This is a genomic window from Bradyrhizobium sp. SYSU BS000235, assembly GCF_049747295.1.
GTDB lineage: Bacteria > Pseudomonadota > Alphaproteobacteria > Rhizobiales > Xanthobacteraceae > Afipia.
In genome coordinates, this window is record NZ_JBMHJM010000001.1 from 3,771,528 (window position 1) to 3,784,548 (window position 13,021).

Annotated in this window: 15 protein-coding genes and 1 riboswitch; of the genes, 7 read left to right on the plus strand and 8 right to left on the minus strand. The window is 59.3% G+C overall.

From position 1 onward, the window contains the following. The first annotated feature begins 77 nt into the window (after positions 1 to 77). The gene (locus ACP0KA_RS17575; RefSeq protein WP_424630017.1) at positions 78 to 803 is read left to right on the plus strand and encodes a sulfite exporter TauE/SafE family protein; all 726 of its coding nucleotides are present in this window, start codon (positions 78 to 80) and stop codon (positions 801 to 803) included. 151 nt (positions 804 to 954) lie between these two features. Next, on the plus strand, positions 955 to 2,187 hold the full coding sequence (locus ACP0KA_RS17580) for a DUF2336 domain-containing protein (RefSeq protein WP_424630018.1): 1,233 nt from the start codon (positions 955 to 957) through the stop codon (positions 2,185 to 2,187). Between the two features lie 170 nt (positions 2,188 to 2,357). On the opposite strand, the gene ACP0KA_RS17585 is transcribed toward ACP0KA_RS17580, so the two are convergent. The 4 genes from ACP0KA_RS17585 to ACP0KA_RS17600 form a co-directional block, all read right to left on the minus strand. Beyond that, entirely contained in the window at positions 2,358 to 2,942 is a 585-nt protein-coding gene (locus ACP0KA_RS17585) for an Hpt domain-containing protein (RefSeq protein ID WP_424630019.1), read from the minus strand. Between the two features lie 8 nt (positions 2,943 to 2,950). Beyond that, the gene (locus tag ACP0KA_RS17590; RefSeq protein ID WP_424630020.1) at positions 2,951 to 3,496 is read right to left on the minus strand and encodes a response regulator; all 546 of its coding nucleotides are present in this window, start codon (positions 3,494 to 3,496) and stop codon (positions 2,951 to 2,953) included. Positions 3,497 to 3,599: 103 nt separating this feature from the next. Further along, positions 3,600 to 4,379: an NAD kinase gene (locus ACP0KA_RS17595; RefSeq protein ID WP_424630021.1), complete on the minus strand. Its 780-nt coding sequence runs from the start codon at positions 4,377 to 4,379 to the stop codon at positions 3,600 to 3,602. A 359-nt stretch (positions 4,380 to 4,738) separates the two neighbouring features. Further along, the gene (locus ACP0KA_RS17600) at positions 4,739 to 5,314 is read right to left on the minus strand and encodes a tetratricopeptide repeat protein (RefSeq protein ID WP_424630022.1); all 576 of its coding nucleotides are present in this window, start codon (positions 5,312 to 5,314) and stop codon (positions 4,739 to 4,741) included. 237 nt (positions 5,315 to 5,551) lie between these two features. Between ACP0KA_RS17600 and ACP0KA_RS17605 the strand changes: the two genes are divergently transcribed. After that, the gene (locus ACP0KA_RS17605) at positions 5,552 to 5,773 is read left to right on the plus strand and encodes a His-rich protein BRANT (protein WP_424630023.1); all 222 of its coding nucleotides are present in this window, start codon (positions 5,552 to 5,554) and stop codon (positions 5,771 to 5,773) included. 126 nt (positions 5,774 to 5,899) lie between these two features. Here ACP0KA_RS17605 and ACP0KA_RS17610 read toward each other — a convergent pair whose 3' ends face one another. Then, complete coding sequence (locus ACP0KA_RS17610) at positions 5,900 to 7,873, minus strand: TonB-dependent receptor plug domain-containing protein (protein ID WP_424630024.1); 1,974 nt, start codon at positions 7,871 to 7,873, stop codon at positions 5,900 to 5,902. Positions 7,874 to 8,062: 189 nt separating this feature from the next. Beyond that, a riboswitch (cobalamin riboswitch) is annotated at positions 8,063 to 8,306 on the minus strand. Between the two features lie 68 nt (positions 8,307 to 8,374). Here ACP0KA_RS17610 and ACP0KA_RS17615 point away from each other — a divergent pair. Genes ACP0KA_RS17615 through ACP0KA_RS17625 form a run of 3 tightly spaced genes read left to right on the plus strand, consistent with a single transcriptional unit; the run spans position 8,375 to position 9,621 of the window. After that, positions 8,375 to 8,809: a hypothetical protein gene (locus ACP0KA_RS17615; RefSeq protein ID WP_424630025.1), complete on the plus strand. Its 435-nt coding sequence runs from the start codon at positions 8,375 to 8,377 to the stop codon at positions 8,807 to 8,809. 48 nt (positions 8,810 to 8,857) lie between these two features. Next, entirely contained in the window at positions 8,858 to 9,139 is a 282-nt protein-coding gene (locus tag ACP0KA_RS17620; RefSeq protein WP_424630026.1) for a SemiSWEET family sugar transporter, read from the plus strand. Beyond that, the gene (locus tag ACP0KA_RS17625) at positions 9,136 to 9,621 is read left to right on the plus strand and encodes a TspO/MBR family protein (protein ID WP_424630027.1); all 486 of its coding nucleotides are present in this window, start codon (positions 9,136 to 9,138) and stop codon (positions 9,619 to 9,621) included. The genes ACP0KA_RS17620 and ACP0KA_RS17625 overlap by 4 nt, the downstream gene beginning before the upstream one ends. Positions 9,622 to 9,792: 171 nt before the next feature. Here ACP0KA_RS17625 and ACP0KA_RS17630 read toward each other — a convergent pair whose 3' ends face one another. The 3 genes from ACP0KA_RS17630 to ACP0KA_RS17640 form a co-directional block, all read right to left on the minus strand. Continuing rightward, on the minus strand, positions 9,793 to 10,992 hold the full coding sequence (locus tag ACP0KA_RS17630; RefSeq protein WP_424630028.1) for a serine hydrolase domain-containing protein: 1,200 nt from the start codon (positions 10,990 to 10,992) through the stop codon (positions 9,793 to 9,795). Positions 10,993 to 11,512: 520 nt separating this feature from the next. Further along, positions 11,513 to 12,052 (minus strand): PRC-barrel domain-containing protein, encoded by a 540-nt coding sequence (locus ACP0KA_RS17635; protein WP_424630029.1) that lies wholly within the window; start codon positions 12,050 to 12,052, stop codon positions 11,513 to 11,515. A gap of 90 nt (positions 12,053 to 12,142) precedes the next feature. Continuing rightward, positions 12,143 to 12,352 (minus strand): hypothetical protein, encoded by a 210-nt coding sequence (locus ACP0KA_RS17640; RefSeq protein ID WP_424630030.1) that lies wholly within the window; start codon positions 12,350 to 12,352, stop codon positions 12,143 to 12,145. Positions 12,353 to 12,828: 476 nt separating this feature from the next. Here ACP0KA_RS17640 and napE point away from each other — a divergent pair, with 476 nt between their 5' ends. Beyond that, positions 12,829 to 13,020 (plus strand): periplasmic nitrate reductase, NapE protein, encoded by a 192-nt coding sequence (gene napE, locus ACP0KA_RS17645; protein ID WP_424630031.1) that lies wholly within the window; start codon positions 12,829 to 12,831, stop codon positions 13,018 to 13,020. Position 13,021: the final 1 nt, after the last annotated feature.

Below are 13,021 nucleotides of genomic sequence, written 5' to 3' on the forward strand. Positions count from 1 at the left end.
AGTTCGCCCCATCATCACTGGATGCGGGAGGGCGCGGTCGCGCGCATCTCCCGACGACGAAAAGCCGGAGGCTGCTCTTGAACTTCGTGTTCGTCCTTGCTGTCGGGCTCGTTGCCGGAGTGATTAGCGGCATCGTCGGCACAGGCTCGTCGATCATGCTGCTGCCTGTTCTCGTCTACGAGTTCGGGCCGAAGGAAGCCGTGCCGATCATGGCGATCGCTTCCATCATGGCGAACCTGTCGCGCATTCTGGCGTGGTGGCGCGAGGTCGACTGGCGCGTGGCAGGCGCTTATGTGGTCACCGGCGCTCCAGCTGCAGCACTCGGCGCGCGAACATTGCTTGCTCTGCCATCGCATGTGGTCGATGCCGCGATCGGCGTGTTTCTTATTGCCGCGATCCCGTTGCGGCGCTGGTTCGTCGCGCGTGAGTTCACGCTGTCGCTCTGGCACCTCGCCATCGTTGGTGCGGTCGTGGGGTATGTCACGGGTATCGTGGCGTCGACAGGGCCGATCACGATTCCGATCTTCATGTCGTTCGGCCTGATCAAAGGTGCACTGCTTGGCACGGAAGCCGCCGGTTCGCTCGCGCTCTACATCAGCAAGGCGCTGACGTTTCAGCGCTTCGATGCAATGCCGCCAGCAATTGCGCTGAAAGGCCTGATTGCCGGATCGTCGTTGATGGCAGGTGCTTTCATCGCCAAGCGCTTTGTGATGCGGCTCGATGCGGAATCCTTCCGTCTCATGATGGAAGGAATGATGCTGGTCGCGGGCCTCTCCATGCTCTGGACCGCGCTGCATCACTGATCCATCTGCGGACTTGCCGCGGATTTCCGGTTAATAAAAGCTCAATAAACACAGCCGTTTATGGTGAACCGTTTATTAAGTGTCATGGTTTACATTTCCTGACAGTCGGCATCGAGCCCCGATGCCTTGCAAGTTGCGTAAGCCGGTACCCATGATTGTTCGGCAGTTTATTAGTTGGGTTCGTACTGCTCCCGCAGGGGAGCGCGCAGAGGCGACACGGGCACTGGCCCGGGCCTGGTTGATTTCCGATTTATCGGATGACGACCGAGCCGCCGCCGAAGGCGCGTTGTTGATGCTCCTTGACGATGCATCGCCGCTGGTCCGCAAAGCGATGGCGGATGTTTTCGCCCGCTCAGTGGATGCGCCGCCGGCCATCGTCGCAGCACTTGCGGTGGACCAGGCGTCCGTCGCGGTGCCGATCCTCGAACATTCTCCCTTGTTGTTCGATGCTGATCTGGTTGACATCGTCGCGACCGGCAATTGCGAGATCCAGTGCGCCATTGCGCGCCGTACCGATCTTCCACCGTCGGTCTGCGCTGCGATCGCGGAAGTCGGCAGCCCCTCATCGGCGCTCGAGCTGATCGAAAATCCGCGTGCAGAGCTGGCGGCGTTCTCGCTGGAACGCATCGTCGAACGTCATGGACATTTCGCAGCCATCCGCGAGTCGCTTCTGGAATTACCGGACCTTCCGGTGAAGCTCCGGCTGATCCTCGCTGAGAAACTCTCCAGCACGCTGACTCATTTCGTCACCGCGCGTGACTGGATGAGCGCGGAACACGCCCGGCGCGTCGCGGGCGAAGCGTTGGAGCGCTCGACCATCAACATCGCCTCGCATACGCGCGGCGCGGACCTCGTCGCCTTGGTCAGCCACCTGCGTTCGGCCGGTCAACTCAATGCGGCCCTGATCCTGCGTGCGCTGCTGTCCGGCAATTTTGAGCTGTTCCAGGAAGCGTTGGTGCAACTGTCGAGCCTGCCGCGCAACCGTGTCGCAGCGCTGGTTTACGATCGCGGCGGCGCGAGCCTGAACGCTTTGCTTGCCAAGGCACAATTGCCGAAATCGACCTTCGCGGCATTCCGTGTCGCCCTCGAGGCCAGCCACGAGGTCGGCTACATCGGCACGGTCAACGGCGCCACGCGGCTGCGGCGGCGCATGGTCGAGCGTGTGTTGACACAGTGCGAGACTGCGCCCACGCCGGAGACCGAACCGCTGCTGATCATGCTGCGGCGCTTCGCAACGGAATCGGCGCGTGACGAAGCACGGATGTTCTGCGACGAAATGCTCGCGGATGATTTCGTCCACATGCTGGACGCGCACGCGACCGTCGATGCGATCCAGAGTGCGGATCAGTTTGCCGCGTATGATGATGAACTGATCGCGGCCTGAGTTCGTTAAATCCATCTCACACTGGTGATAATGCCCGGGCCTCGATCCGGGCATTCTTATTTCGGGGCACGCCTTGTCGAATGTTCGCGGGGCTAGCGGCAATCATGCGCAAAACAAAACCGCCCGGGCCAGCCGCGGGCGGTTTGCTTGTCTCTATGAGAAGTCTGCTGTTATTCGGTCGGCGCGATACTCGGAGCCAACACAGCTTCGAGATGTTCGGGGCGATCCTGGTTGACAGCGATAAGATATTCGTCGGCAACGCTGCGCAGACGCTTGCTGAGCTCGTCCGCCGTTTCCGCCTTGCTTTCGTCGCGGCGCTTCTGCTCGCGGAAGATCGCCAGAATGGCATTGATATGATGCGTGATGATCTCTTCGGGGACTTTTGCGAGATCCGGCGCATGTTCGATGATGCGGGTCAGGCTCTCGGCGGCGGCAGCGGCCGTCGGATAACCGAAGGTCGCGGCGTGGCCCTTGACATCATGGGCGGCGCGGAACATTTCGTCCTGCCGCTCCTTGTTGACGCCGTCACGTTTGATGGCGGCGTGGGCGGCATGGAGGCGGTCGCATTCGATACGCATCCATTCCTTGAACTCGCCGGAGAGATCGGCAAGCGCTTGCTCGGCGCGCGCGACAGGGTCGTCGAAATCCTTCTCCTCCACGTAGTGCACCATGGCGCGCAGGGGATTCGGCTGGGTAATGACAAGATGATCGCTGAAAGTCTCGACGTTGATATCAGAAGGCTTCTTGGGGGCCATAATGTTTCCTAGCCGGGAGCACGCGCTTTTTCGAGCAGTGAAGGCTGCTGCATAACTTCAGCCTTGCCGCCACTGCGCCGCTCGACACCAATGTAATTGGTGATGTTGTTGCGGCGGCGGTCCGGACCAAAGTAATTCTTGGTCTTGATGAAGGGGCGCGGGTTGGCCACGCAATTGAGGATGCGTTGGTAAAAGCCCTTCGCGGAGATCGGCTTGACCAGAAATTCCGTGACGCCGGCGTCGCGCGCAATCATGACGCGGCGCTTTTCCGAATGTCCGGTCAGCATGATGATCGGGGCGTAGGGATTTCCCGCGCCTTCCGGCTGCCGGATCATCTGCGCTAGTTCGAGGCCGTCGAAGATCGGCATCGCCCAGTCACAGATCACAATGTCCGGAATATAATGGGTGAACATTTCGAGGGCGGTCGCGCCATCCTCGGCTTCGTACACTTCGCGTGCGCCGAACGAGTGCAGCAGCGTGCGTATGATGCGCCGCATGTGCGGGTTGTCGTCGCAGACAAGGAAACGGAGCTTATTGAAATCGATGCGAAACATGCAGGGATCCGATGATACACTCGAAAAGGGAGTGCACCTTGCGTTAACTGTAGTTCGCTGGTGTTAACGAATGGTTATCCACGTTCGGCAAAACGCCGGTAAATTAGACGCCAAACTGCTCGCGCAGGATGCGTTCTTCGAGGCTGTGGCCGGGATCGAACAGCATGCGGATCGCAATTGTCCGGTCGGCGATGATTTCCACGCGGCAGACATCACGCGCTTCGTCGTGATCTGCCACGGCCGCTACGGGGCGTTTCTCGCTCTCGAGCACTTCGAAAACGACAAAGGCCGTGTTGGGGAGGAGCGCGCCGCGCCAGCGGCGGGGGCGGAACGCGCTGATTGGCGTCAAGGCGAGCAACGCGGCGTTGATCGGCAGGATGGGGCCCTGCGCGGATAGATTGTAAGCGGTCGAGCCGGCAGGGGTCGCCAGCAGGATGCCGTCGGCAGCCAGTTCGGCCATGCGCTCGCGTTCATCGACGAGAATCCGCAAGCGGGCGGCCTGATGGGTCTGGCGGAACAGTGCGACCTCATTGATGGCGTGGTGGATATGCACCTTGCCGTGCACGTCGGTCGCCCGCATCAGCAGTGGATTGATGACAGTGACCTTTGCCGCCTCCAGCCGTTCAATCAGCGAGTGCGGGCTGAACTCGTTCATCAGGAAGCCCACGGTGCCGCGATGCATGCCGTAGATCGGAATGCCCGAACGCATGTGCTGGTGCAGGGTCTGCAGCATCAGCCCGTCGCCGCCGAGTGCCACCACGACATCGGCGTCGTCCGGCGCGCGGTTGCCGTAAATCCCGATGAGTTGCGCGAGCGCCTGCTGGGCTTCCGCGCTGGGCCCCGCCACGAAGGCAATCCGCTCATATTTCTTTGGCGTAGTCATCTGCCGCCGTCAGCCTCAAGCCGTGTTCTGGGCCTCGTCTATACGAGGTATCCGGGCGTTGTCGAGGCGGCAGCGGGGGCTAGTGTCCCGAATCCAAAGTCCGCCTCATCGTGCTGCGCGCTCCGTAGCGGGCTTTGGATTCGAAAGGACACTAGTAAATCTATGATTCTAGTGTGGTTTAGGTTCAGAAGTTCGCTGGAAGGACTCGCAGGAAAAATCAGGCGAACTTCTGAACCACCACGCTAGTTGGCAGCCCTGCACGCGGAAATGGTAAAAGACGGCCGTGTGACCGGTGTGAATTAACTAAAAAAGGCGCCCCCGCCGGATAGCGGGGTGCCTTTTGTCTTGGTGAAAGACATTCAGTAAGCGGAGCCGGGCGTGCCGCTGGCCAGCGCTGCAGCCAGGTTGCGGTAGTCCTCGTTATCCTTGCCCGCGAGTTCTTCGATCTTCTTCAGGTGATATTCCGCACGTTCGCGGTTGCCCTGTTCGACCTGCCACAGGCCGTAATATTGCCAGGTGCGGACGTGTTTCGGGTCAGCCTTGAGCGCGCGCTCGTACCATTCCTGGGATTGATCGTATTGGCCGAGCTTGCGGTAGGAATAGCCGATCAGATTGGCGACGTCGGCGCGGTCATCCTGATTGAGTGCCCTGAGTTGCGGAATCGCGGCTGCATAGTCATGGTGGTCGTAGATGGTCGCGTAGGCCGCGCGATAACCGGCGATGAAAGCCGGATCATCCAAGGACGATTTTTTATCGCGCTTTTGGGACTTCGAGCCTTTTGAGGAGTCGGATTTGGTACCTGAAGCCGGAGGTGCGGGAGTGTCGCTGCCTGCAGGAAAAGCCCGGTCGAGGACGGGGGCCTCGATGAAGGCCGAGAGAACAACCGCCGAGAAAATCTGCTTGAAGGATATCTGCCCGATCGCCAAACCGCTCATGACAAGCCTCCTGATGATCTGAGTGAGATGATAAACTCCATCTGGCCCGTTAACCCCTGCCTCTCGGAAACATTCCGCGCGGCGCCTATAGGCGACATGACAAAAATGTCATCCAGATGAACGCCAGCCATCACGCAGCTTCAGATTGAGTTCAGCGCCCGGCGGCTAGCTTGTTCCCATGATCGAAACCCGGTCACTCGACCGGCCCCGCCTCGATCACATGAACAGGAGACGACCATGTTGAAGACGATTTCCGCCGCTCTGGTTGCGGCCTCGATGCTTGCTGCACCGGCGATGGCGACGACTGTCGTCAAGACCAAAATCGGGCACGGCGTGATCACGAAGAAAGTGGTGATCAAGCCGTCAGTCGCCAACGCGCAGGCGCGCTTCGTCAAGAAGATCCATCACAATCGTCATCATGCCCATAAGCATGTGGTCGTCGTGAAGAAGAAGTTCTGAGACATCAGAACGGATATTTCTTGAGGGCCGCTATGCAACGCCCCCGCATCTAAGCAGCTCTCGGGAAAGAAGACCGGCCTGTGATCATCGTTTTCACGATGACCGCAGGCCGAGCTGTTTCTATAACTAATGGAAGACCGGCGCGCTGGCGAAGCGGACACCGCCGAAGACACCGAAGCCGGGGCGCAGGAAGCCGTCCGGGTTGACGTATTGCTCGTTGAGCAGGTTATCGATCCGCGCAAACGCGGTCACCCCTTCAGCGACTTTATAGTTCGCGGCCAGATTGACGATGGTGTAGCCCGGCGTGACCACATTGACGGCTCCAAAGCGTGGTACGTCGAGAAAGCTGCTGAAGCTGATCGCGGTTGCCGAAAGCGTCAGGTCGTCAATCGGCGTCCAGATCGCCGTGTAGCTCATCTTGTTGCGCGGTCGGCGGGTCAGCTCCAAGCCCGTTTGAGTATCAACCGCATCCGTGTAGGTGTGATCGAAGCGAATCTTGAAACGCTCGTTGAACGTAATCGCGGCGAAAGTTTCGAAACCAGAGGTCTTCGCGGCCTGAACGTTGAAGTATTTTTGGGCTGGAAAGGTTCCGGCCGTGTTGATCAGGTTCGTGATGTCGTTGTTGAAGTAGGTGGTACCAAAACGAACACGGTCGTTGGCTATCGGCTGTTCGAATCCGACATCATAGCCTCTGCTTTCCTCGGGCTTCAGGTTCGGATTGTCGAGGCCGAAAGACGTATCGTAGAGCTGGCTCAGCGTCGGCGCCTTGAAGCCGGTGCCATAAGTTGCCTTCAGCTTCGTCTCAGTCCCCGGCACGATGAAGGCGGGCGCAATGCGATAAGTCGTATGATCGCCGAATGCGTCGTTGTCATCGACGCGAATATTGCTGACCACAAAGAAGCGATCAGCGAACTGCGATTGGAGTTCGACATAGGCGCCACGATTGCCGTTTTCCTTGGTCTGGACTGTATTCGAGTTGAAGCGCTCGATCTCATAGTCAGCGCCTGTCACAAGAGTTTGGCCCGGTAGGAAGGTGGCAACGCTGCGCCAGTCGTATTTATTGCGTTCGCCGTTGTTAGTGGAGAAGGGGGCCGGGAGGAAGGTGGTGAAGTCCTGGCCGTAGGGGTCGAAATTGTTGCGCCTCAGCTCGGTAAAGTTGGCGCCGAAATAGTTTTTCAAGCGGCCGTCAAATCCCGTGACGACGGCTTCACTACGCGTAAAGAGCTGCGTGGAGGCTGTCGTGCTCTGTTTGTCTGCCGGCTCGCCGAACGGAAATGCCGGCATGAATGGGCCAAACCCGGTAAAACCAAGAAGCGCTTCCGTGTACCGGCCCGTGAAATTGAGAGCCAGATTCTCGGAAACATCGACACCGACCTTGGTCGAGAACGTCTTGTTATCGTAAGGATTGGGGAAGCGCTGTTGGCCGGGAGGCAGCAACTCTAAGGGGGTAACCTGTGCGCCCGATGTGTGGAGTTGTTCGACGTTGAAGTTGTAGCTGACGGGTCCTTGCGAGCCGCTGACTCCGCCGGAGCTGTTGATCGTGCCGAAGCTGCCGCCTTCGACCCGAGCCCGGACAGTGGCGGGACCTTTTCCTGCCTTTGTAGTGATCGAGATCACGCCTCCGATCGCATCGGAGCCGTAAAGGCCGCTTTGCGGGCCGCGCAGGACTTCGATCTGCTCGATATCTCCAGTCAGCATGTTGCCGAGGTCGGCAGCGCCATTCGGGCTGCTTGGATCGCTGACATCGATACCGTCGAGCAGGACTTTCGTATGATTTGAGTTCGTGCCGCGGATAAAGATTGCGGTGACACCACCGGGACCACCGTTTTGCACGACGTTGAGGCCGGGCACAGCTTGGAGCGCGTCGACAACGGTGCGGCGCTGATCGCGCTCGATGTCGGCGGCTGTAATCACTGTCACCGAGCTCGCAATCTGGCCGATCGGTGTCGGGACACGGGTCGGCGATGTCACCTCAACCGTCGGAAGCGCATTTGCTTCTTGTGCAAGTGCAGAGCTCGATGCTGCCGCGCCTGCGACACATGCCGCGAGTGGAAGCGCGAGCCGCGCCGTGGTGGAAAGATATTTCGAAACAAAAGTCACGTTGTTGCCCCGCCGATGCTTGAAATCGCGGAGCCGGTGACAACACGCGCAGACACAACGATGCGCGGCGCGCGAACGCGGCCGTATGTCTCGTCGTGACTGAGGACGCGGGCCATTGGCCAAACCTCCGCAACAGTTACGTCAAGTCACCGCTGCGGAACACCGCTCCTTCGCACGCCCCGTACGACGGAAGGATGACCGGTACAGGCAGGTCTCCTGGCTCACGGATCATCGCCGTTGTCCGCCTTCCCAAGCTTTTGGCGCGTGGCCGTGGCTCAGTGGCATTGTGGACAACGGCTCACCGCTGACAGTTGCGGGGGCAGCTTCGGAATGGCCGTGAAGTCGTGTTTGCGTTATGTTGCCAACAACTGCACGGCGGCACCGAATTCCCTATTCGCCAGCTTGCGCTGGCACCTGTGCCGTAGCTGCAATCAATCTGCCGGAGCATGCCTTGTCAATGCCACAATGTCCAAGAAACCCAAGGCGTTGGACTTCCACACAATGAGTTGCAATTCGGTGACATACGCAAAGCAGATGGGATTGCTTCTGTTGGCTGCCGCGCTGGCAGGTTGTGCGTGGGCGGGCGGCAATGACGGATTGTCATATACCGCCGATCGCGGCGTCGAGAATCAGCCCTATCCCACGAATTATCGGTCCGAATTGCTCGCATTTCTGCGCACCTACATCAACGATCCGCGCGGCGTACGCGATGGAGCCATCGCTCAACCTGCCCAACGCAAGGTGGGCGGGCGGCTGCGCTACGTGACATGTCTTCGCTACAGCACGCGCAAGGCTGACGGCTCCTACACGGCGCCGAAGGAGCGCGCGGTGATGTATATCGATGGCCGCCTCGATCGCATGATCGAGGAGGTTGACGACATTTGCGCGGGCTCGACCTACGCGGCATTTCCGGAGATGGAAAAGCTGGCGCCCTGAGCCTGCGACGCATACGGAACCACGGCTCATGCCGGCTGTTAGGGAGCCATGCCGGATTATGTTTTGCCGTCGATCGGGTTGTTCGCCGCGGGCCTGACCAGCCTTGCCTATATTCCGCAGCTTTATAAGGCGTGGCCCCGCGGCGCCACCGGCGACCTCTCACTGAATATGCTGATCGTGCTGTGGCTCGGGCTTTTGCTCTGGATCGTGTACGGCCTGCTCAAACCCGATTGGGTCGTGGTGGTGGCAAACACCATCGCTCTTGCGCTTGTGGGGGCGGTGCTGGTCTGTAAGATTCGCGATCTGCGTGCAGCAGAGGGTGCGGCATGACGTTGAAATCGACGGGGCGATTGGTTCTGTGCCTGATTCTGTGTCTGGGCGTGGGCATCCTGCAGTCGATCGCCACGCGGCCTGAGATCCCGACCTGGTACGCTGAACTGGCGAAGCCTTCCTGGACGCCGCCGCCGATTGCCTTCCCGGTGGTGTGGACTGTTCTCTATATCCTGATGGCTGTCAGCCTGTGGCGGCTGTGGGACAGGGCGCCCCCATCGCGTGCCCGCTTGATCGCGATGGGATGGTTCTTTCTCCAGCTCGCGCTCAACGCCGCCTGGTCGCCGGTGTTCTTCGGCTGGCATGGCATCCAGACGGCGCTCGCCATCATCGTCGCTCTCCTGATCGCCATCGCGATGACGATTCTCTCAAGCTCGCGCGTGGACCACCCCTCGGCGTGGCTATTGGTGCCGTATCTGATCTGGGTCGGCTATGCGACCACGATCAACGCCGGGGTGGTGGCCATGAACGATTTCAGCTAGTGCGGTGGATCTGACGTTCGTATCAGTATTCACTGCAGGTCCATCATACGAGCGTCAGATCCAAAACCGCACTAGATTTATATTTGCTAGTGTTCCTTTGGTTCTGACATTCGTAAAGTGCCTGCTGCGAGGTAATACGAATGTCAGAACCGGAACACTAGCGATTTCAGTTCATGAGAAATGCTGCGCGATGGCTTCGGATGCTCGCCGCCACGCGCGGACGTTCTCGACCTCGAGCGGGACCGGCTCGGACGCGACGCGGACGATCACGAGTTCACTCACTGGATCGATGAAGACCCACTGGCCGTGGATGCCGACGCAGGCGAGCGTGCGCCGCTTTCTGTCGATCTGATAGAATTTGCTGCGATAGACCCCATCCGCGAACAGCTCGGCGAAGTCGCCGCGCGCCCATGCTTCAGGATCGCCGTTGTCGTTGATGTCGTCGATCCACCAGCCCGGCACCACCTGCCGGCCGTTCGCGACACCGCGCTGCCGGATCATCTCGCCAAAGCGGCCGAGATCGCGCACTCCGACGCAGATGCCGCCGGCGGCCCGCATTGCGCCTTCCGAATCAAGCGTAATGTAGGCGTCGGTCTCTGCGCCCAGCGGTGTCCAGAGGTATTCGCCGAGCAGATCGGAGAGGGCACGGCCTGCCGCGCGCTCATAGACCCAGCCGAGCATGTCGGTGTTGGTCGACACGTAATGGAACGTTTCGCCGTGTTTCTTGCCATCTCCCTTCTGCGTGGCGAGGAACGCGCGCAGCGGCATGACGTCCTGTCCCGGCTTGAGCGCATCCCAACCCACTGCGCGGCGATAACGCGCCACGTCGCCGTTCGGATCGTTGTAGTCTTCCGTGAACGAGATGCCGACAGACATGTCGAGCAGGTGGCGCACCGTGCAGCCGCCGTAAACAGATGCTGACACTTCCGGTACGTAATCAGTGACCGGGCGGTTCGGATTCAACAGTCCTTTGTCGGTGAGAATGCCGCCGAGCGCACCGCAGATCGATTTGCTGACGGAGAAGACGATGTGCGGCGTTGCCGCGTCCATGCCCTGCGAATACCATTCCGCGGCGATCCGCCCGCGCCGCAGCACGAGGAAGCCTTTGGTGTAAGTGTTGCGTAGCGCCTCGCGCAGTGTGGTGGGACCTTGCGCGCCGTTGAACGCCACGTGTCCGATCTCGGACAAGTCTTGTTCCAGCGGCGTTGGATTCTTTGACGCCGCGATATTTGCCGTCGGCAGCAGACGGCGGACGTTATGATAGCTCCAGCTGTTGTACGGCTGCGTGCGCCAATTTGCGAGCGTGACCAGCTTGTCCTGTGCAGGCGGAAATTCGTTCATCAGACTCTTGACGGTCGTTGCGGTGCTCATCGTGCTTGCTTGCTCTTTCGTTGAGATGAAATCTTCAATCTAAGTCGCGTCGAAAATGCGCGCCCCGCATTCTGCGGGTAAATCCGCGCAACGCAACAGACACTGCACCGCACTTGTGTCCCGAATGCAAAGTCCGCCTGATCGTGAAGCGCGCTCGGTAGAATGACCCGCAGGAAAAATCGGACGAACTTCTGAACCGGCACGCTCGTGCCAAAACGGGCAGAGAATCGGACTCGGAAAGGGAAAAACGGCAAGGGGGTTCGCGAAAAACAATGTGCGAGACTCTTAAGCTGTGCATGGTTCAAATCAGGCCATGACAAACGATGATTCTCGAGAGAACGAATCGGGGCCGATGAACACACTGCTGGTGATGACGCTGACCCTTGCGGCCGCAGTCAACGCCTGGTGTCTCTACATCTATCTCTAGTCGCTCGAGGAGCAGAATGCTCCAAACGCCAGCGGCCGGGCTCGACATTCGTCAAGCCCAGCCGCTTATACTCAACGCTACAGTACGCGTAGATTACTGATAGTCAGAGTACTTGAACTGAGGTAGCGCCTTCAGTTGCTCCTTGGTGCCGCTCATGACCGCATGGTCGGGATACCAGTTGTCCTTGCTGCTATCCTTGGTGGCTGCGGTGGATGACATTCCGCCGCCAGCTGCGCCCGTCGTCGTTGTCGACGAACCGGTGGTCGATGTGCTCGACGACGAAGCCGAGCGAACCGGCTCGTTTACGAATTTGAGCTTGTCCATGCTGACCGCGATGTCGTGCTGACCGACACCGAGGAAGCCGCCGATACCGATCACCACCGCATTGACCTTGCCGCTTTGATCCAGCAGGATTTCGCTGATATCGCCCAGCTTCTCATTGGACTCGTTGTAAATGTCGAGGCCCATAAGCTTCGAGGCGCGCCAGTTACCCTTCAGGTTCTGCTGCACGCTCGTCGATGACGATGAAGCACTCGGCGAAGGTGCAGTCGAAGTGGTGCTCTCTTGAGCAAACGCGGCGCCACCCATCAGCGCGGTGCCCACCAGAGCCGTCGCCAGATATTTCGCAATCATCGTAGATCCTCCTTCCAATATCTATTGAAATGGAAGAACCCGAAGTTGCAGCTTATGTTCCGGGAACTGAGGTGGAACGCGCCGACAAGATCAGTTCAGAAGATTGCGTCGTGAGGGGTCGCGCTGAAACGGAATTTCACCGCTTTCGATCGCGGCGTGCAGGTTCGACAATTCCGTTTCAAGATACTCATTCGCGGCAAGGAGAGCCTTCAGTGCGCCGCGAATGTCTCCGTCGCATTGAGCGATGACGTCGTCGAGGGCATTCTCATAACGGTCTTCCGGGAAGTTCTCGAAACTCATGATCGTCCTCGCTTTGTGATGCGTGGAATTCGTGGGCATAAACTGAGGCTTCAATGGTGACGGAGCCTTAACGGATCCATGAGCCGGTCGGTTGTCCACGTTATTCACAGGTAAAATGATCAAAAGGGCGCGCTTCAACTCTCGAAATCACGTCCGTGCTTTGAGGGGACGTCCAGATTGCCTGGAACCGCGCGCTTTATGACCTTCCCATGAATGTCGCTCTATCTCCCGACCCCAGCCCATCAGGGTTCCATAGAGGGGGGAAGACGGGGCAGACCGAGCCCCACCGGCCCGGCGGTGCGCCGGCACAGCGGCTGCGAACAGATGATTCAATCTTGAAGAAACTGATCGCGTTTTCGGTTCATAATGCCGCACCAAGCCTTTGCATCCGTTCCTGCTTCAGGCTTGAGATTTTTGCGGCGGTGGTATTCAATTCCTTCCAGCTCTAAACGCCCCTCCTGGACAAGGATGCGGTGATGGCTTCGGTCTCGAAGGATTCCGACCTTAGAGAAGCAACGCGCCCCCGCCGCCGGCGCGACGAACTCATCGTATTTCTCATCATCGCAGCCTTTATCTGGCCCGTCGTCTCTGTCGGCATCGTGGGCGGATTCGGCTTTCTGGTTTGGATGTCTCAACTGGTGTTGGGGCCGCCGGGCCCTCCGCATTGAG

Bases quoted from the DNA above. Each gene is read 5' to 3' on its own strand.
- ACP0KA_RS17620 (WP_424630026.1), top strand. From the start codon at position 8,858: ATGCCGGATTATGTTTTGCCGTCGATCGGGTTGTTCGCCGCGGGCCTG.
- ACP0KA_RS17600 (WP_424630022.1), bottom strand. From the start codon at position 5,314: ATGAGCGGTTTGGCGATCGGGCAGATATCCTTCAAGCAGATTTTCTCG.
- ACP0KA_RS17615 (WP_424630025.1), top strand. From the start codon at position 8,375: ATGAGTTGCAATTCGGTGACATACGCAAAGCAGATGGGATTGCTTCTG.
- ACP0KA_RS17630 (WP_424630028.1), bottom strand. From the start codon at position 10,992: ATGAGCACCGCAACGACCGTCAAGAGTCTGATGAACGAATTTCCGCCT.
- ACP0KA_RS17585 (WP_424630019.1), bottom strand. From the start codon at position 2,942: ATGGCCCCCAAGAAGCCTTCTGATATCAACGTCGAGACTTTCAGCGAT.
- ACP0KA_RS17595 (WP_424630021.1), bottom strand. From the start codon at position 4,379: ATGACTACGCCAAAGAAATATGAGCGGATTGCCTTCGTGGCGGGGCCC.
- napE (WP_424630031.1), top strand. From the start codon at position 12,829: ATGGCTTCGGTCTCGAAGGATTCCGACCTTAGAGAAGCAACGCGCCCC.
- ACP0KA_RS17635 (WP_424630029.1), bottom strand. From the start codon at position 12,052: ATGATTGCGAAATATCTGGCGACGGCTCTGGTGGGCACCGCGCTGATG.
- ACP0KA_RS17605 (WP_424630023.1), top strand. From the start codon at position 5,552: ATGTTGAAGACGATTTCCGCCGCTCTGGTTGCGGCCTCGATGCTTGCT.
- ACP0KA_RS17580 (WP_424630018.1), top strand. From the start codon at position 955: ATGATTGTTCGGCAGTTTATTAGTTGGGTTCGTACTGCTCCCGCAGGG.
- ACP0KA_RS17590 (WP_424630020.1), bottom strand. From the start codon at position 3,496: ATGTTTCGCATCGATTTCAATAAGCTCCGTTTCCTTGTCTGCGACGAC.
- ACP0KA_RS17625 (WP_424630027.1), top strand. From the start codon at position 9,136: ATGACGTTGAAATCGACGGGGCGATTGGTTCTGTGCCTGATTCTGTGT.
- ACP0KA_RS17640 (WP_424630030.1), bottom strand. From the start codon at position 12,352: ATGAGTTTCGAGAACTTCCCGGAAGACCGTTATGAGAATGCCCTCGAC.